This is a genomic window from Streptomyces sp. NPDC041784, from assembly GCF_055591025.1.
On sequence record NZ_JBVJAB010000001.1, the window covers coordinates 361,069 to 378,634 of the forward strand.

The 17,566-nt window shown below is 72.6% G+C and carries 14 protein-coding genes; 6 read left to right on the forward strand and 8 right to left on the reverse strand.

Going from position 1 to position 17,566, the window contains the following annotated elements; all coding sequences use genetic code 11:
- Positions 1-284: 284 nt before the first annotated feature.
- Positions 285-746 carry an NUDIX hydrolase gene (locus ACZ6D7_RS01590; protein ID WP_469482197.1) on the reverse strand — a complete coding sequence of 154 codons (462 nt, stop codon included), beginning with the start codon at positions 744-746 and terminating at the stop codon, positions 285-287.
- 256 nt (positions 747-1,002) lie between these two features.
- Here ACZ6D7_RS01590 and ACZ6D7_RS01595 point away from each other — a divergent pair, with 256 nt between their 5' ends.
- Positions 1,003-4,320: a S8 family serine peptidase gene (locus ACZ6D7_RS01595; RefSeq protein WP_469482199.1), complete on the forward strand. Its 3,318-nt coding sequence runs from the start codon at positions 1,003-1,005 to the stop codon at positions 4,318-4,320.
- Positions 4,321-4,378: 58 nt separating this feature from the next.
- Here ACZ6D7_RS01595 and ACZ6D7_RS01600 read toward each other — a convergent pair whose 3' ends face one another.
- Together ACZ6D7_RS01600 and ACZ6D7_RS01605 are read right to left on the reverse strand one after the other, a co-directional pair.
- Positions 4,379-5,218: a hypothetical protein gene (locus ACZ6D7_RS01600; RefSeq protein WP_469482201.1), complete on the reverse strand. Its 840-nt coding sequence runs from the start codon at positions 5,216-5,218 to the stop codon at positions 4,379-4,381.
- Position 5,219: 1 nt separating this feature from the next.
- A complete protein-coding gene (locus ACZ6D7_RS01605; protein ID WP_469482203.1) occupies positions 5,220-5,747 on the reverse strand; it encodes a sigma-70 family RNA polymerase sigma factor in 528 nt (175 codons plus the stop codon).
- A 319-nt stretch (positions 5,748-6,066) separates the two neighbouring features.
- On the opposite strand from ACZ6D7_RS01605, the gene ACZ6D7_RS01610 reads away from it, so the two are divergent.
- Entirely contained in the window at positions 6,067-7,083 is a 1,017-nt protein-coding gene (locus ACZ6D7_RS01610) for an aspartate-semialdehyde dehydrogenase (RefSeq protein WP_469482205.1), read from the forward strand.
- Here ACZ6D7_RS01610 and ACZ6D7_RS01615 read toward each other — a convergent pair.
- Positions 7,080-7,559, reverse strand: coding sequence for a DUF1203 domain-containing protein (locus ACZ6D7_RS01615; RefSeq protein WP_469482208.1), 480 nt, complete (start codon positions 7,557-7,559; stop codon positions 7,080-7,082). The genes ACZ6D7_RS01610 and ACZ6D7_RS01615 overlap by 4 nt on opposite strands.
- Positions 7,560-7,618: 59 nt before the next feature.
- A complete protein-coding gene (locus tag ACZ6D7_RS01620) occupies positions 7,619-8,800 on the reverse strand; it encodes an MFS transporter (RefSeq protein WP_469482210.1) in 1,182 nt (393 codons plus the stop codon).
- A 141-nt stretch (positions 8,801-8,941) separates the two neighbouring features.
- Here ACZ6D7_RS01620 and pepN point away from each other — a divergent pair, with 141 nt between their 5' ends.
- Positions 8,942-11,509 carry an aminopeptidase N gene (gene pepN / locus ACZ6D7_RS01625; protein ID WP_469482212.1) on the forward strand — a complete coding sequence of 856 codons (2,568 nt, stop codon included), beginning with the start codon at positions 8,942-8,944 and terminating at the stop codon, positions 11,507-11,509.
- Between the two features lie 59 nt (positions 11,510-11,568).
- Here the strand turns inward: pepN and ACZ6D7_RS01630 are convergent, their stop codons facing one another.
- The gene (locus ACZ6D7_RS01630; RefSeq protein ID WP_469482216.1) at positions 11,569-12,456 is read right to left on the reverse strand and encodes a LysR family transcriptional regulator; all 888 of its coding nucleotides are present in this window, start codon (positions 12,454-12,456) and stop codon (positions 11,569-11,571) included.
- Positions 12,457-12,626: 170 nt separating this feature from the next.
- Here ACZ6D7_RS01630 and ACZ6D7_RS01635 point away from each other — a divergent pair, with 170 nt between their 5' ends.
- Positions 12,627-13,520 (forward strand): SDR family oxidoreductase, encoded by an 894-nt coding sequence (locus ACZ6D7_RS01635; RefSeq protein WP_469482218.1) that lies wholly within the window; start codon positions 12,627-12,629, stop codon positions 13,518-13,520.
- Between the two features lie 34 nt (positions 13,521-13,554).
- Here ACZ6D7_RS01635 and ACZ6D7_RS01640 read toward each other — a convergent pair whose 3' ends face one another.
- Entirely contained in the window at positions 13,555-14,481 is a 927-nt protein-coding gene (locus tag ACZ6D7_RS01640; protein WP_469482220.1) for an EamA family transporter, read from the reverse strand.
- A gap of 78 nt (positions 14,482-14,559) precedes the next feature.
- On the opposite strand from ACZ6D7_RS01640, the gene ACZ6D7_RS01645 reads away from it, so the two are divergent.
- A complete protein-coding gene (locus tag ACZ6D7_RS01645; RefSeq protein WP_469482222.1) occupies positions 14,560-15,117 on the forward strand; it encodes a MarR family winged helix-turn-helix transcriptional regulator in 558 nt (185 codons plus the stop codon).
- Positions 15,118-15,162: 45 nt separating this feature from the next.
- On the opposite strand, the gene ACZ6D7_RS01650 is transcribed toward ACZ6D7_RS01645, so the two are convergent.
- On the reverse strand, positions 15,163-16,644 hold the full coding sequence (locus ACZ6D7_RS01650) for an FAD-dependent monooxygenase (RefSeq protein WP_469482224.1): 1,482 nt from the start codon (positions 16,642-16,644) through the stop codon (positions 15,163-15,165).
- A 131-nt stretch (positions 16,645-16,775) separates the two neighbouring features.
- Here ACZ6D7_RS01650 and ACZ6D7_RS01655 point away from each other — a divergent pair, with 131 nt between their 5' ends.
- On the forward strand, positions 16,776-17,366 hold the full coding sequence (locus ACZ6D7_RS01655; RefSeq protein WP_469482228.1) for a TetR/AcrR family transcriptional regulator: 591 nt from the start codon (positions 16,776-16,778) through the stop codon (positions 17,364-17,366).
- Positions 17,367-17,566: the final 200 nt, after the last annotated feature.

The following is a 17,566-nucleotide window of genomic DNA, read 5'->3' on the forward strand; positions in this document are numbered from 1 at the left end:
GTGCGAACGCGTCGGCAGTGGACGCGGGTCGATCGCAGCCGCGAACGTCCCGCTCGTACCGGATGCTCGACACCGGGGGTGGCCTGCGCGTGAACGCCCCAGCAACGCGAAACGCCGATCGCCGGACGTGGATCTAGGGCGCCGTGGACGCCCCTCGGCTGCTCCCCGGGTGCTCCTCGGGCGGCCCGGAGCCGGTCACTCGCCGTTCATCTGACGGGGTAGGGGGCTCTTCCCCGCGCCCTGTCCCGCACCCTGCCCCGTCACCCTTCCCGTCGCTCTTCCCGTCACCCAGTCCCCGCCTGGTCCTCCGGCGGTACGAACACCCGTCCGTCCACCGGCCGTTCGCGCCACAGCTTCAGCGCGACGTCGACCAGCCGGATCCGGGTCAGCGCGGGCACGTCGGCCAGGTCGTGCCAGGCCGCGAGGTCGGTGGAGCCGTTCACCTCGTTGCGCAGTTCACCGCCGACGATCCTGGCCTCGTAGACGATGCGCACCCCGTGGTGGTCGACGGGGCCGCGCAGGCCCTCGCGGCGGAAGACGCGGTGGGCGGAGTCCATCCCGAGCAGGCCGGTGACCTCGACCCGGTAGCCGGTCTCCTCGTCGAGTTCGCGCACCACGGTGTCGAGGGGGTCCTCACCGTGCTCCATGCCGCCGCCGGGCAGCACCCACTCCGGCGTGCCGTCGGGGGCCGGTGAGCGCGCCAGCAGGATCCGGTCGTCACGGACGCAGACAGCGTAGGCCGCCACCCTCAACTTCTTGCGCACACAACGACGTTAGCCGGTCGAGACCGGACAGGGGGGACACAGGGGGTCGACAGCCCTCATACAGGGTTCGCGTAGAGGGTTTTCCCCATACATCCATTTCGATTCGGTCAACACTCCCCAAACAACCTCCTCTTGCGTAAAGCTTTGCGGTCGTCCGGGACCACATTCCGGACGTTCGCGATCGGGTATGACCAGCCCGGTTGCCCGACGCTCGTTCCTTTACGTACGAGGGATGCCGATGACCTTCACCCCCCAGCGCGAGCCCGTTTCGGGCGCCGGACGCGTGGCCCGCATCGCCGTGGCCGCCGGCCTGGTGGCAGCGCTGTCCGCGGCCGCACCCATACCCATGGCCTTCGCCGCGGGCGCCGACCGGACCCCGGCCGCCGCCGACCCGGGCGCCAAGTCCGCCCCCGAAAAGCTCGGCTCCGACGACGCCGCCCTCCTCGCCGAGGCCAAGGCCGACGGCGACAAGACCGTCACGATGATGGTCGCGACCGCGCCGGGCGGCACCGAGCAGGTCGCCGAGCAGCTGGACGCCGTCAAGGGCGGGCTCGTGGGCCGGACCTTCGACAAGGTCGGCTACGTCCGTGCCACGGTCCCCACCGCCAAGGCCGACGCGGCCATCGCCGCCGCCGCGAAGCTCTCCTCCGTGCACGCCATCGACCTGCGGGAGGACATCCCGCTGGACGACCCGACGCCGGGCGCGGACACCGCCAAGGGCGCCAAGGGCACGTCGAGCGCCAGGACCGCGAAGGCTCCGGACAAGAACACCCCCGCCGAGAACCCGTACAACCCGTCCTTCGAGACGGGCGCCGTCGACTTCGTGAAGAAGAACCCGAAGGCGGACGGCCGCGGTGTCACCATCGGCGTCCTCGACTCCGGTGTGGACCTGGCGCACCCCGCGCTCCAGAAGACCACCACCGGCGAGCGCAAGATCGTCGACTGGGTCACCTCCACCGACCCGGTCTCCGACGGCGACCTCTCCTGGCGCCGGATGACCAACGTGGCCGACGGTCCGCAGTTCACCCGGACGCCCGTGAACACCGGCGTCGCCGAGACCTTCAAGGCCCCGGCCGGCTCCTACCGGTTCAACTACTTCTACGAGTCCGCGACCGCGGGCGGCGACCAGCTGGGCGACGTCAACCGCGACGGCGACACCACCGACGCCTGGGGCGTGCTCTACGACCCGGCGACCGGCACCGTGCGCGTCGACACGGACGACAACCTCGACTTCGCCGACGACGCCGCCATGAAGGCGTACAAGGACGGCTTCCAGGTCGGGTACTTCGGCACGGACAACCCGGCGACCGACGTCGCCGAGCGCATCCCGTTCGTCGTGGAGACCCGCAAGGACGTCGTCTACGACGCGGCCGGCAACAAGGCCGACTACGTCAACATCGGCATGATCTCCAGCGAGCACGGCACCCACGTCGCGGGCATCACCGCCGCGAACGGCCTGTTCGGCGGGAAGATGGACGGCGCCGCCCCCGGCGCGAAGGTCGTCTCCTCCCGCGCCTGCGTCTTCGGTCCGGGCTGCTCCAACGTCGCGCTCACCGAGGGCATGATCGACCTCGTCGTCAACCGCGGCGTCGACATCGTCAACATGTCGATCGGCGGTCTGCCCGGCCTGAACGACGGCAACAACGCGCGCGCCGAGCTGTACACCCGCCTGATCGACACCTACGGCGTCCAGCTGGTCATCTCGGCCGGCAACGAGGGCCCCGGCGCCAACACCATCGGTGACCCCGGCCTGGCCGACAAGGTCATCTCGGTCGGCGCGGCCATCTCCAAGGAGACCTGGGCCGCCAACTACGGCTCGCAGGTGACCAAGAAGTACGCGCTGCTGCCCTTCTCCTCGCGCGGCCCGCGTGAGGACGGCGGCTTCACGCCGACCCTGGTCGCCCCGGGCGCCGCGATCAACACCATCCAGACCTGGCTGCCGGGCGCCCCGGTCGCCGAGTCCGGCTACACCCTGCCGGCCGGCTACGCCATGCTCCAGGGCACCTCGATGGCCTCCCCGCAGGCCGCGGGCGCCTCGGCGCTGCTGATCTCGGCCGCCAAGCAGAAGAACATCGCCCTCACCCCGGCGACCCTGCGCACCGCGCTGACCTCGACCGCCGACCACATCAAGGGTCTGCAGGCCTACGAGGAGGGTGCCGGCGCCATCAACATCGTCGACGCCTGGAAGTCCATCAAGAAGGGCGCCACCGCGCACGAGTACACGGTGAAGGCCCCCGTCGACACCGCGCTCGACTTCGCGCTGAAGACGCCTGGCTTCGGCACCGGCATCTACGACCGTGAGGGCGGCCTCAAGGCCGGCCAGAAGAAGACGTACGAGGTCACGATCACCCGTACGACCGGCGCCGACAAGGCGATCCGCCACGAGCTGCACCTCGAGAACAACGCGGCCGGCGCCTTCCGGATCGTCGGCTCGGACGAGGTGAAGCTCGGCCTGAACAAGCCGGTCACCGTGAAGATCCAGGCCAAGCCGAAGTCCGCCGGGCTCAAGAGCGCGATCCTCGAGGTCGACGACCCGAAGACCGAGGGCATCGACAAGCAGGTCCTCAACACGGTCGTGGTCTCGACGCCGGTGGCCCACACGTTCTCCGCGAAGAACACCGTGCAGCGCAACAGCTCGCAGCACTACTTCCTGACCGTCCCCGAGGGCGCCACCTCCCTCGAGGTCGCCATGAGCGGGCTGAAGGACAAGAGCCAGACCCGGTTCATCTCGATCCACCCGTACGGTGTCGCCGTCGAGGACAGCGCCACCATCTACTGCTACAACAACTACCTCGACGGCAACGGCTGCAAGCCCGACGCCCGCTCCTACGCCGACCCGCAGCCGGGCGTCTGGGAGATCGAGGTCGAGTCGCGCCGCACCTCGCCGCTGCTCGACAACCCCTACAAGCTGGACGTCACCGTGTACGGCGCCGCGTTCGACCCGGCGACCGTGACCGTGCCCGAGGCGAAGGTCGGCACCCCGGCCCCCGTCTCCTGGAAGGTGACGAACAACTTCGCCGCCATCGACGGCAAGCTGGCCGGCGGTCCGCTCGGCTCCTCCAAGTCGACCCGGCCGACCATCGCCAACCACGAGAACCAGACCACCACGGTCGAGGTCCCGGCGGGTGCCAAGTCCCTCGACGTCTCGATCGGCAACGTCTCGGACGCCGGCGCCGACCTCGACCTGACGGTCTACGACTCCGAGGGCAAGCAGGTCGCGCAGCAGGCCGACGGCGACTCGGAGGAGGCGGTCTCCATCCCGTCGCCCGCCGCCGGTACGTACACCATCGAGGTCGCGGGCTACTCGGTCCCGGCCGGCACGACGGCGTACGACTACGTGGACGTGTTCTTCTCGTCCTCGCTCGGCACCGTCGCCGTCGACGCCTCGACGCCGGTGAAGCTGGCCACGGGTGCCTCGACGTCGGTCGCCGCGACCGTCACCGCCGCGGCCCCCGCGCCGGAGGGCCGGGCCTTCTTCGGCCAGGTCCAGCTGGTCAACGCGCGCGGCACCGTCGCGGGCGTCGGCAACGTGGCCATCGAGAAGGTCACGCCGTAACGGCACAGGGCTGAGGGGGCGGGCGTCCGTACGGGCGCCCGCCCCTTCGTCGTGTGCGTCACTCGCAGGTCATGTCCGCCGCCTGGGGCAGGGCGCGCAGCAGCACGTACCGGTCGGCGGCGACGGCGGCCTCGCCGACCGTCCAGACGTCCGGGGAGGACGACCCGCGCGGCAGGGCGACCAGGACATGGTCGCCCTCGGCCACCAGCGGATCCATGCCCTCCGCCAGGACGAAGCCGACCTCCTTCCCCGTCTTCTCCGGCTTGTACGAGCGGGTCACGCGCAGGGTGATCCGCTCGTCGCCGGTCCCGGGGACCGGTTCGACGGCCGTCACGTCACCCTCGACGACCAGCCGGGCGCAGGCCAGGAAGCCGGGGTCGCCGAACGGGCCGACGGCCGCCTCCTCGCTCACGCTCTTGTCGGCGGCGCTGGCGGCACCGCCGTCGGAGGCGCCCCCGCCGGCCTGGAGCAGCAGCCAGCCCGACCCCGCGACCAGGGCGCCGGCGGCGGCGACACCGACGGCCCGCAGCGCGAAGGGGAGCAGCCGGCGGGGTGGCCGCCGCAGGGGCCGTACGACGGCCGTGGCCCGTTCCACGGGCGTCGGCGCGGACTCGGGCGCGGCCTCGGGCTCGGGCCCCGCCAGGGTGTCCGCGAGGACGGCGAGCTGTGCGCGCAGCACCGCCACGTCGGCGGTCGCCGACCGGTGGGCGGCCAGGTAGCCGGCGTCGGCGCGGGCCTCGGCGGACAGGGGCGCGTCGGTGAGCGCGGCCATGAGGGCGTCCATGCCGTCGTAGGTGTCGCGCGCGGACCCGTTCACGTGCCCGGGGCCGGGGCCGTGGTCCTGGCCGTGTTCGTGGCCGTGTTCGTGGCCGTGTTCGTGGTCCATCTCGGCGGGCATCTCACACCACCTCGTCCTCGTGCAGGCGGGCGCGCAGGGCCCGGACCGCCGTGTGCAGACGGCTCTTGACCGTGCCCTCCGGGACACCCAGCTCCTGGGCTATCGAGCGCACCGGCAGATCGGCGAAGAAGCGCAGCACGACGACCTGCCGCTGGGCGTCCGGCAGATCGTCCAGCCCCTGGGCCACGGCGAGCGAGAGCACGCTGGTGTCCTCCCCGGAGGGGTGCTCGTGCTGGCGCAGCGAGGCCAGCCGTTCGCCGAGGCGTTCCTGGCGGCGCTTGGCGCGGTGCCAGTCCATGGCGAGGTTGGAGGCGACGACCGCCGCCCACGCGGAGACGTCACGCGGGGCCTCGTACCCCTTCGCCGCACGCTCCAGCAGCCGCAGCCGGACCTGCTGCACCCCGTCCGAAAGGTCCGTCTGCGGTACCCCGCCCAGGGCGAGCACCGCCCGCACCCGGCGTTCCTGCGCCGCGTCCAGGGGGTCACCGTGGTCCTCCCCCTGGACGCGGCGGGCGATTCTGCGCAGCACAGACACCCCTCCCCTCGCCGCGTCACCTCTACGACGCCGGGGCGCGCCAAAACGTTCGGCGCAACCGAGGGGAATCGTTCAGAGGCGTACGTCACACCGCGGCGCGGGGCAGCACAGCTTGCGGCACGGGGTGGCCGTCGGGCGAATTTCTCCAGCTCAGGGGGTGTGCGGGCGGGAGTTCCGCAACCGGGACGGGCGCCGGGGCGTCCCAGCCCTCGGGCATGCAGGCCAAAGAATTGGACAGGTGGGCCGGTGTCGGCCGCATGATGGAAAAGCCACGGCCAGGCAATACGTACGTAACGAGACAGAGGGAGTCGCCGTGAGGGTCGGAATCGTCGGAGCCACCGGTCAGGTCGGCACGGTCATGCGCAGGATCCTCAAGGAGCGGAACTTCCCGGTCACCGAGCTGCGGCTGTTCGCCTCGGCCCGTTCCGCGGGCACGGAACTGGACGGCGTGACGGTGGAGGACGCGGCGACCGCCGACTACACCGGCCTGGACATCGTCCTGTTCTCGGCGGGCGGCGCGACGTCGAAGGCGCTGGCGGAGAAGGTCGCCGCGCAGGGCGCCGTGGTGATCGACAACTCGTCGGCCTGGCGCAAGGACCCGGAGGTCCCCCTCGTCGTCTCCGAGGTGAACCCGCACGCGATCGCGAACCGCCCCAAGGGCATCATCGCCAACCCGAACTGCACGACGATGGCCGCCATGCCGGTCCTGAAGCCGCTGCACGCCGAGGCCGGCCTTCAGGCGCTGGTCGTCGCCACCTACCAGGCGGTGTCCGGCTCGGGCGTCGCGGGCGTGGCGGAGCTGCACGGCCAGGCGCAGAAGGTGATCGCCGACGCGGACAAGCTGACGCACGACGGCGAGTCGGTCGACTACCCCGAGCCCCACGTCTACAAGCGCCCCATCGCCTTCAACGTGATCCCGCTCGCGGGCTCGATCGTCGACGACGGCCTGTACGAGACCGACGAGGAGCAGAAGCTCCGCAACGAGTCCCGCAAGATCCTGGAGATCCCCGAGCTGAAGGTCTCCGGCACCTGTGTGCGTGTCCCGGTCTTCTCCGGCCACTCCCTCCAGATCAACGCCCGCTTCACGCGTCCGCTGTCCGTGGAGCGCGCGACGGAGCTGCTGACCGGTGCGGAGGGCGTGGTCCTCACCGACATCCCGACCCCCCTCCAGGCGGCCGGCAAGGACCCGTCGTACGTGGGCCGCATCCGCCGCGACGAGACCGTCGAGCACGGCCTCGCCCTCTTCGTCTCCAACGACAACCTCCGCAAGGGCGCGGCGCTGAACGCGGTGCAGATCGCGGAGCTGGTGGCGGCGGAGCTGAAGGGCTAGAGCCGGCCGACCTCGTAGAGGAAGCAGCCGTACTCGACGGCCCTGACGTGGACGAACGCCACGTCGGGGCCGTCGAGCGCGTCGCGGACCCCGTCCTCGATGCCGCCGGCCGCGACCAGCGCGCCGCCCAGGATGTGCCCGTCGCGGGAGTAGCGCCGCAGGACCCGGTGCGCGCCCCCGAAGGGATACGGGTCGTCCCCGTCCGGCCCCGCGCACGCCTGGGCGTGCACGAACACGGGCCCCTGTTCGTCATAGGCCCCCGGATCGACCCCGGCACCCGCCGCCCAGCGCCGCAACGGCGCGTAGCTCACCAGGGCGAGGCACTCCCCGGGCACGCTGCGCCGCAGACAGCACCGCAGCGGCGCCCCGCCCTCCCGGTCGACGAAGGGAGCGGCGGGACGTCCGGCGTCGTCGAGTTCGAGCAGCTCACGGACGGCCTTCGGCGCGACGGCACGTACGACATGGTTGATGGTCATGCGCTCCAGCGTCCCGCCGGCCGCCGCGCGCCACCGGCGGATTCCGGACGCCGTGTTCGTCAGTCGTGGCGCGCCGCCAACGGCAGGGACAGCAGCGCCAGCCCCGCCCCCAGCCACAGCACCCCCGTCACCCCCACCGCGTCTGCCACCCGGCCGCCGGTGAACGCGCCGAGGGCGATCGCGGTGTTGAAGACGCCGGCGGTCAGCGCGGACACGGCCTCCCGTGCCCGGGGTGCCGCGGCCGAAAGCCAGGTCTGGGCGGAGACGGAGACACCGCCGTAGGCCAGTCCCCACAGGACGAGCAGCAGAGCCGACGCGCCGAGCGATCCGCCCGCGGGGACGAGCAGGCCGGCTACCGTCCCCACGCCCGCCGCGACGGCGCACACCGTCCGCCGCGGGTCCCGCGCGGCCGGTAGCCCCGCGGCGAAGGTGCCGACGACCCCGGCGACGCCGTAGCCGAGGAGCAGGGTGCTCACCTCCCCGGCCCCGAGCCCCGGTGCCCGTTCCAGCACGGGCCGCACATAGGTGTACGCCGCGAAGTGTCCGGTGACCAGCAGGCCCACCACGGCCAGTCCCCGCCGTATCCGGGGAACGGCGGCCACCCGTCCCAACTCCCGTAAGCACACGGCGTGTTCGGCGGGCAGCGGGGGAAGTGCGAGGGCCAGCGCCGCGGCCACCGCCACCGCGAGCACGGCGAGCCCCCCGAAGGCCCACCGCCAGCCGGCCGTCGCGCCGAGGACCGTTCCGGCCGGCACGCCGAGCACGGACGCGACGGCGATCCCGCTGAACACCACGGCCGTGGCCCGCCCGACGGAGGCCGCCGGCACCAGCCGTACCGCCAGCCCGGCCGCGACCGCCCACACCCCGCCGATGCACACCCCGACCAGCGCCCGGGCGACGAGCAGCACGACGACGTCCGGGGCGAGCGCGGACAGCAGATCGGCCACCGCGAGCAGCAGCAGCAACGCGCACAGCACGGGCCGCCGGTCGGCCCGGCGCACGGCGACCGGCAGCAGCGGCGCCGCGACGGCGGCGACCAGCCCGGGCAGGGTGAGCGCGAGCCCGGCCGTCCCGGCGGAAACGCCCAGCCCGTCCCCGAGCGAGGTGAGCAGTCCGACCGGCAGCATCTCGGTGGTGACGACGGAGAAGGTGGCCCCGCCGAGCGCCAGCACGGCGGCCCAACGGCCCGCGGGAGTGGTGGAGGTGTCAGGGGAGACCGAGGTGGGGGTGGTGGAGGACATGCCTCCACCATTCAGCGCCGGACGGACGCTTCCCACCCCGTCCCGGAGAGCGGACACCGATCCCCGCCAGGAACGTCGTCGCCCCGGGCGGCCGTCCCGTGGAAGGATGGCGCAACCCACACATATCGAGGAGATGACCGCGTGCCTGGCACAAACCTGACTCGCGAAGAGGCGCAGCAGCGGGCGAAGCTGCTCACCGTTGACTCGTACGAGATCGATCTCGACCTCTCCGGCGCGCAGGAGGGCGGTACCTACCGGTCCGTGACCACGGTGCGCTTCGACGTCACCGAAGGCGGTGCCGCGTCCTTCATCGACCTGGTGGCCCCGGCCGTCCACGAGGTGACGCTCAACGGCGACGCGCTGGACGCGGCCGAGGTGTTCGAGGACTCCCGGATCGCGCTGCCGGGCCTGCTGGCGGGCCGTAACGTCCTGCGGGTCGTCGCCGACTGCGCCTACACGAACACCGGTGAGGGCCTGCACCGGTTCGTCGACCCGGTCGACGAGCAGGCGTACCTGTACACGCAGTTCGAGGTGCCGGACGCCCGCCGCGTGTTCGCGTCCTTCGAGCAGCCGGACCTCAAGGCCACCTTCCAGTTCACGGTGAAGGCGCCGACCGGCTGGACCGTCATCTCCAACTCCCCGACGCCCGAGCCCAAGGACGACGTCTGGGTCTTCGAGCCGACGCCGCGGATCTCCACGTACATCACCGCGCTGATCGTCGGCCCGTACCACTCGGTCCACAGCGTGTACGAGAAGGACGGGCAGAGCGTCCCGCTCGGCATCTACTGCCGTCCGTCCCTCGCCGAGTTCCTCGACTCGGACGCGATCTTCGAGGTCACCCGGCAGGGCTTCGACTGGTTCCAGGAGAAGTTCGACTACGCATACCCGTTCGAGAAGTACGACCAGCTGTTCGTGCCGGAGTTCAACGCGGGCGCGATGGAGAACGCGGGCGCGGTGACCATCCGCGACCAGTACGTGTTCCGGTCGAAGGTGACGGACGCGGCGTACGAGGTGCGCGCCGAGACCATCCTGCACGAGCTGGCCCACATGTGGTTCGGCGACCTGGTCACCATGGAGTGGTGGAACGACCTGTGGCTGAACGAGTCGTTCGCCACGTACACGTCCATCGCCTGCCAGGCGTACGCGCCCGGGTCGCGCTGGCCGCACTCCTGGACGACGTTTGCCAACTCCATGAAGACGTGGGCCTACCGGCAGGACCAGCTGCCGTCCACCCACCCGATCATGGCGGAGATCCGTGACCTGGACGACGTCCTGGTCAACTTCGACGGCATCACCTACGCCAAGGGCGCGTCCGTCCTCAAGCAGCTCGTCGCGTACGTCGGCATGGACGAGTTCTTCAAGGGTGTGCAGGCCTATTTCAAGGCGCACGCGTTCGGCAACACGCGCCTCTCCGACCTCCTCGGCGCGCTGGAGAAGACCTCCGGCCGCGATCTGAAGGCCTGGTCGAAGGCGTGGCTGGAGACGGCCGGCATCAACATCCTGCGCCCGGAGATCGAGACGGACGCCGACGGCGTCATCACGTCCTTCGCGATCCGCCAGGAGGCCCCGGCCCTGCCCGCCGGCGCCAAGGGCGAGCCGACGCTGCGCCCGCACCGCATCGCCGTGGGCCTGTACGACCTCGACGACGACAGCGGCAAGCTGGTGCGCGAAGAGCGGATCGAGCTGGACGTCGACGGCGAGCTGACCGCCGTACCGCAGCTGGCCGGCCGGCGCCGTCCGGCGGTGTTCCTGCTCAACGACGACGACCTGTCGTACGCGAAGGTCCGCCTGGACGAGCAGTCGCTCGCGTTCGTCACCGAGCACCTCGGCGACTTCGAGTCCTCCCTTCCGCGCGCCCTGTGCTGGGCGTCGGCCTGGGACATGACCCGGGACGCCGAACTGCCGACCCGCGACTACCTGTCCCTGGTGCTCTCGGGCATCGGCAAGGAGTCCGACATCGGCGTGGTCCAGTCGCTGCACCGCCAGGTCAAGCTCGCCATCGACCTGTACGCCGACCCGACCGCCCGCGAGGCCCTGCTGACCCGCTGGACCGACGCCACGCTGGCCCATCTGCGGTCCGCCGCCGCCGGCAGCGACCACCAGCTGGCCTGGGCCCGCGCCTTCGCGGCCACCGCCCGCACGCCGGAGCAGCTGGACCTCCTGGAGGCCCTGCTGGACGGGTCGCAGACGATCGAGGGCCTGGCCGTCGACACCGAGCTGCGCTGGGCGTTCGTGCAGCGCCTGGCGGCGGTCGGCCGGTTCGACGAGACGGAGATCGCCGGCGAGTACGAGCGCGACAGGACGGCCGCCGGTGAGCGTCACGCGGCCACCGCGCGGGCCGCGCGTCCGACGCCGGAGGCCAAGGCGGAGGCGTGGGCGTCGGTCGTCGAGGACGACAAGCTGCCCAACGCGGTCCAGGAGGCCGTCATCGGCGGCTTCGTCCAGACCGACCAGCGCGAGCTGCTGGCCCCGTACACGGACCGGTACTTCGAGGTCGTCAAGGGCATCTGGGACAGCCGTTCGCACGAGATCGCCCAGCAGATCGCGGTCGGCCTGTACCCGACGATCCAGGTCTCCCGGGAGACCCTGGACAAGACGGACGCCTGGCTGGCCTCCGCCGAGCCGAACGCGGCCCTGCGCCGCCTCGTCTCCGAGTCCCGCTCGGGCGTGGAGCGCGCGCTGCGGGCCCAGGCGGCCGACGCGCGGTAGCGCTTCCGACAGCTCGTTACGGCGACGAGGGCGCCCGGTGTCGCACCGGGCGCCCTTTCTCACGCCCTCGTGAGGTGGGTCCGGGCGACCTTGCGGAAGGCCGCGACCAGCCGGCCGCGGTCGCCGGTGCGGGTGGCCACGGCGACCTGACTGGGTTCGACGCCCCGCAGCGGGACGGTGGTGAGGTCGGGGCGCAGGCGGTGACTGCGCACTCCGGCCGTGATGATGAGGGCCTGTCCGTCGGCGACGACCTCCAGCTTGTCCTCCAGGTCGTGGACGACGGGCCCGTCGGGCGCCGGGCTGCCGTCCGGCCGGGGGTCGATGCGCCAGAAGGCGTTCCAGGCCGGGTCGGCACCGGGCACCCGGGGCAGGGGTTCGTCCGCGATGTCGTCCAGCGTCACGAACTCCCTGCCGGCCAGGCGGTGATCGCGGGGGACGACCAGGACCCGGGGCTCGTCGTAGAGGACCGTCACGTCCAGGTGGTCGCCGGCGAACGGCAGCCGGATCACGAGCGCGTCCACCCGGTGGTCGAGCAGGGCCCGGCGCGCCTCGCTCCAGTCCAGGTGAACGGGCCGTACGTCCGCGTCCGGATGGAGGCGCCGCAGTTCGCGCACCGCCGGGGTGACGATCAGCCCCGTCGTGTAGCCGACGGTGATCCGGGCCGGCGCGGCAGCCGCCCGGGTCTCCGCGGCCGCCTCGGCGGCGGACCGCAGCAGCGTGCGGGCGCGGGGCAGGAACACCTCGCCGGCCTCGGTGAGCCGGGTGCCCCGCGGGGTGCGGTCCAGCAGTCGGGCACCCACCTGCTGTTCGAGGCGGCGGATCTGCCGGCTCAGCGACGGCTGGGTGATGTGCAGCGCCTCGGCGGCCCGTCCGAAGTGGCGGTGCTCGGCGACGGCGGCGAAGTACCGGACGAGGCGGAGGTCGAGGTCCGGGACGGATACGGCCATCCGAGCAGCGTACTCCCGTCCGGCCTGCGGTGATGCCCGAACCGTATGGCGCGATGCGGAACAGGCTTTGGACGCGCGGGGCCACCCCTTCCGAGGATGGAGACACCTCCGCTCGCCTCACTCGCATTCCATGCGCATTCCACTCGCATTCCTCTTCGAAGGGCTTCACCATGCGTGTTTTCGTCACGGGTGCCACCGGGTTCATCGGCTCCGCCGTGGTCCGTGAACTGCTCGACGCCGGGCACCGGGTCACCGGGCTCGCCCGCTCGGACGCGGCCGCCGCGTCGCTGACGGCGGCCGGGGCCGAGGTGCACCGTGGGGACCTCGCCGACCCCGACGGTCTGCGCGCGGGCGCGGCAGCGGCCGACGGTGTCGTCCATCTGGCGTTCGTCCACGACTTCGCCGACTTCGCCGGTTCCTGTGCGACGGATCTGCGCGCCGTCGAGACGATCGGGGCGGCGCTGGAGGGCTCGGGCAAGCCGTTCGTGGTCTCCTCGGGGACGGCGGGGCTGGCGCCGGGCAGGGTCGGCACGGAGGAGGACACGGTCGCGCCGGAGTCGTTCGGGATGATGCGGGCGCGGTCGGAGGACACGGCCGTGGCCCTGGCGGGACACGGGGTCCGGTCCTCGGCCGTGCGGTTCGCGCCGACCGTGCACGGCCGGGGCGACCACGGCTTCCTCCCCGGGCTGATCTCCATCGCCCTGCGGACGGGCTTCTCGGCCCAGGTCGGGGACGGGACCAACCGCTGGCCCGCCGTGCACCGCTCGGACGCGGCCCGCCTGGTCCGGCTCGCCCTGGAATCGGCTCCGGCGGGCACCCGGCTGCACGCCGTGGACGACGAGGCGGTGCCGTTCCACGACATCGCCGCCGTCATAGGCCGCCGGCTGGGCCTGCCGGTGCGGGACCTCTCCCGTGAGGAGGCGGGCACCCACTTCGGCTGGCTGGCGAACGTCGTCGGTCTCGACGTGCCCGCGTCAAGCGCGCTGACCCGGAAGTGGCTGGGCTGGGAGCCGACGGGCCCCGGTCTCCTCGCGGATCTCGAGGAGGGGCACTACTTCAACTGACCGGGTCGCGCCATCGACTGGCAGGGTCGCGACTTCAACCGACCGCGTCGCGACTCGGCCTGCCCGCCGCCGTAGCGGCCGCTCGGGGCGACGGTCGTACGGCCGTGCCGCCGCCCGCCCCCAGCTGTTCCGCCACCGTCGCGCCGAACGCGAGGGCCATGCCCGCGAGTTGGACCGGGGTCAGCTCCTGGCCGAGGGCGGCCCAGCCGACGACGGCCGCGGTCAGCGGGGAGAGCGGGCCGAGGAAGGTGACCTGGGTGGCGGTGAGCCGGCCGATGCCGCGGAACCAGAGCCAGTACGAGACCGCGGTGTTGGCGAGCGCCAGGTAGAGGTAGCCGGCGGCCGCACGGCCGTCCAGGGCGGGCGGGGCGCCCTCGACGAGGAAGGCGACGGGCGCGATGAGCAGGCCGCCCGCGGTGAGCTGCCAGCCGGCGAGGGCGAGCGGGCCGACGCCCTCGGGACGCCCCCACTTCTTCGTCAGGACGACGCCGGCCGACATGGAGGCGGTGGAGGCGAGCGCGGCCAGCACACCGAGCCCGTCCAGCGCCCCGGCCGCCTTCAGGACGACCAGGCTGACGCCGAACGCGGCGGCCACCCCGGTCAGCAGGGTCCGTACGGTCGGCCGCTGCCCCAGCAGCAGCGCCGAGAGGCCGACGACGAACAGGGGCCCGACCGAGCCGACGACCGCCGCCATGCCGCCGGGCAGCCGGTAGGCGGAGAGGAAGAGGAGGGGGAAGAAGGCGCCGATGTTCAGCGCGCCGAGTATCGCGGCCTTGCCCCACCAGATGCCGCGCGGCAGCACCCGGCCGAGGGCGAGCAGCAGCAGTCCGGCGGGCAGGGCGCGCATCAGGCCGGTGAACAGGGGGCGGTCGGGCGGGAGGAACTCGGTGGTGACGGCGTAGGTGGTGCCCCAGGAGACGGGGGCGAGGGCGGTGAGCAGGACGGTCGTGATCCTCTGCATGAAGATAGCTTAGCAGTAAGCAACTTACCTTCAAGCTACTTTCTTGCGGGCGACCGGAAGCGGACGGATACTCACCGCATGAACACCCCGCAGCCACCGCAGCCCGCGCAGCCGTCGCAGCTCGCACAGCCCGCGCGCAAGGACCCGGTCGACGCGATCATCGAGCAGTGGGCGGAGGTCCGGCCCGACCTCGACACCGCCGCCATGGAGGTCTTCGGCCGGATCCACCGGATCTCGCGTGCGATGGGCGACCGGTCGGAGAAGGCGTACGGCGCCCTCGGCCTCGGTCGCGGCGAGTTCGACGTCCTGGCCACGCTGCGCCGCTCCGGCGCGCCCCACACCCTCTCGCCCCGCCAGCTCTCGGCCACGCTGATGCTCACGACCGGCGGGATGACCGGCCGGCTCGACAAGCTGGAGCGCGCGGGGCTGCTGCGCCGTTCGCCCGACCCGCACGACCGGCGGGGCCTGCGGGTGACGCTGACCGAGGAGGGGCTGGCCCTGGTCGACCGGGCGGTCGGCGCGGGCCTTGCCGCCCAGACCGAGACCCTCTCCGCCGCCCTCACCCCCGAACGCGCCGCCCAGCTGGCCGAACTCCTGCGGGAGGTGCTGTTCGCCGCGGAGACGACGGAGCGGTAGGCGGGCGGGGGGGCCTGGCAGGGGCGCCCGGCCGGCCGGGGTGCCTCAGCCGACGTGTGTCGCGAGGGCCGCTTCGACGGTGTCCGGGTCGGCGGTGTCCGACGCCCAGGCCACGTATCCGTCGGGCCGCACCAGCAGGACCGTACGGCGGTCGCTCGCCCAGCGCTCCACCGCGAGGCGGCCCTTGCGGGCGGCACCCCCGTCCTCGTACGCCTCAGGGGTGACCAGGACGAACCGGCCGCCGCGCAGGGCCTCGTAGAGCCGGCCGCCGTCGGCCAGGGCGACGTCCGGGACGCGGGTGCCGGTGAGGCGGTGGGCGCCGCGGGGCGCGGGGTAGCGGTAGCCGATGCCGGTGATCTGGCCGGTCGCCCGGCGGCGGGCGGGGGCGGCCGCACCGAGGAACGTGGTGAGGGCGGCGCGCAGGGCCAGGGTCCAGGGGCGCTTGGCCATCGCGAGGCGGACGATACCGCCGCTGCTGCGGAGCACGGCCTTGCCGACGGGGTGGCGTTCGGCCTGGTAGGTGTCGAGCAGTTCCGGGCGCGCGTGGCCGTGCAGCACCTGGGCGAGCTTCCAGCTCAGGTTGGCCGCGTCCTGGAGGCCGGTGTTCATGCCCTGGCCGCCGGCCGGGGTGTGCACATGCGCGGCGTCACCGGCCAGGAAGACGCGGCCGACGCGGTAGGCGGGCGCCTGGCGTTCGTCGCTGTGGAAGCGGGACATCCAACGAGCGTCGTGCATCCCGAAGTCCCGGCCGAGGGCGAGCCGGGTGACCTCCCTGACCTCGTCGAGGTCGAGGGGCTCACTGTCGGGGACGTTCCGGGCGCGGTTCCAGCCGATCACCCGGTAGTAGCCGTCACCGAACGGCGCGAGGAAGGCGAACGCGTCGCCGGCCGTGTTCACGGTGAGCAGCGACTCGGGCTCCTCCGCGAGCCGGACGTCCGCGAGGACGACGGAGCGGATCACCGAGTGGCCGGGGAAGGGCAGCCCGATCGCGTCACGTACGGCACTGCGCATGCCGTCGGTGCCGACGACGTACGCGGCGCGCAGCTCCTCGGTCACCCCGGCGGCGGTCCGGACGGTGACCGTCACGCCGTCCGCGTCCTGGGCCAGCCCCGTGAGCTCGGACTCGTACCGGAACCGCACCCCCGCCTCCGCCGCCCGCCGGTACAGGGCCTTCTCCACCTCGTACTGCGGGATGACGAGGAGGTGGTTGAAGCGGGAGGGGAGGGTGTCGAGGGCGATGGTGAGGCGGCCGAAGAGGCGGAGGCGGTCGAGGGCGCGGCCGGCCTCCTCGATCCCGTCGGCGAGGCCACGGGCGTCGAGCTGCTCCAGGGTGCGGGCGTGCAGGACGAAGGCGCGGGAGAGGTTGCTGATGTGGTGCGGGCGCTTCTCGAGGAGGGTGACGGGGACGCCGGCGGCGGCGAGGTCGCCGGCCAGGAGGAGACCGGTGGGGCCGGAGCCGACGACGATCACGCTGCGGGTGGTGTCGGTGTTCTGCGTGGTGCCGGTGCTGTCCGTGGTGCCGGTCATCTTGGCCTCCTGGATGCCAACGCTTGTTGGTCAACGCGTGTTGGTCAACGCTTGTTGGCACAACGGTAGAGCACCCGCCGCGAGGACGTCAACACTTGTTGGCCAACGCATGTTGACCTACTCTTGTCGATATGAACGGCACAGATTCCGCCCCGGGCACCCGCCGGCGCTCCGAGGCCACCCGCGACGCGATCCTCACCGCCGCCCGCGAACGCTTCGCCTCCGACGGCTACGAGCGGGCCACCATCCGCGCCGTCGCCAAGGACGCGGGGATCGACCCCTCCATGGTCATGCGCTACTACGGCAACAAGGAGGGCCTGTTCGCGGCGGCCGTCGCCGTCGACCTGAAGCTGCCCGACCTCGGCGCACTCGGCCGCGAGGACATCGGCCGCGCCCTGGTCACCCACTTCCTCGACATGTGGGAGCAGAACGAGGTGCTCACCGCACTCCTGCGGGTCGGCGTGACCAACGACGCCGGGGCCGAGCGCATGCAGTCCATCTTCCGCGACCAGCTCCTGCCCACGGCCCGCGCGGTCTGCCCGGACCCGGAACAGGTCCCGACCCGGGCGGCCCTCTGCGCCACCCAGCTCCTCGGCCTCGCCCTCACCCGCTACGTCCTGCGCATCCCCCCGGCGGTGGCGCTCCCCCGCGAGGAGGCGGTGGCCTGGCTGGCCCCCACGATCCAGCGCTACCTGACAGCACCGCACCCGGCGGCCATCTGACGACGAGCTGCGAGCATCGCCCGCATGTCACCGCACGAAGCGGCAAGGCCGGCCACCGCACACAGGAGGAGGTCGCCGTGAGCGACAGCACGTGGGTCAGCACCTCGATGCCGTACCTGATCCCACGGGAGCAGGGGCGGCCCGACGCGTGGGGAGCCGAGGCCGCAGCTCGCGGGGGCAAGGGCGGCCGGCGCATCACC

Excerpts from the sequence above, each read along its gene's own strand:
- ACZ6D7_RS01595 (WP_469482199.1), top strand. The coding sequence starts at position 1,003 with ATGACCTTCACCCCCCAGCGCGAGCCCGTTTCGGGCGCCGGACGCGTG.
- ACZ6D7_RS01600 (WP_469482201.1), bottom strand. The coding sequence starts at position 5,218 with ATGCCCGCCGAGATGGACCACGAACACGGCCACGAACACGGCCACGAA.
- ACZ6D7_RS01615 (WP_469482208.1), bottom strand. The coding sequence starts at position 7,559 with ATGACCATCAACCATGTCGTACGTGCCGTCGCGCCGAAGGCCGTCCGT.
- ACZ6D7_RS01620 (WP_469482210.1), bottom strand. The coding sequence starts at position 8,800 with ATGTCCTCCACCACCCCCACCTCGGTCTCCCCTGACACCTCCACCACT.
- ACZ6D7_RS01630 (WP_469482216.1), bottom strand. The coding sequence starts at position 12,456 with ATGGCCGTATCCGTCCCGGACCTCGACCTCCGCCTCGTCCGGTACTTC.
- ACZ6D7_RS01635 (WP_469482218.1), top strand. The coding sequence starts at position 12,627 with ATGCGTGTTTTCGTCACGGGTGCCACCGGGTTCATCGGCTCCGCCGTG.
- ACZ6D7_RS01640 (WP_469482220.1), bottom strand. The coding sequence starts at position 14,481 with ATGCAGAGGATCACGACCGTCCTGCTCACCGCCCTCGCCCCCGTCTCC.
- ACZ6D7_RS01645 (WP_469482222.1), top strand. The coding sequence starts at position 14,560 with ATGAACACCCCGCAGCCACCGCAGCCCGCGCAGCCGTCGCAGCTCGCA.
- ACZ6D7_RS01650 (WP_469482224.1), bottom strand. The coding sequence starts at position 16,644 with ATGACCGGCACCACGGACAGCACCGGCACCACGCAGAACACCGACACC.
- ACZ6D7_RS01655 (WP_469482228.1), top strand. The coding sequence starts at position 16,776 with ATGAACGGCACAGATTCCGCCCCGGGCACCCGCCGGCGCTCCGAGGCC.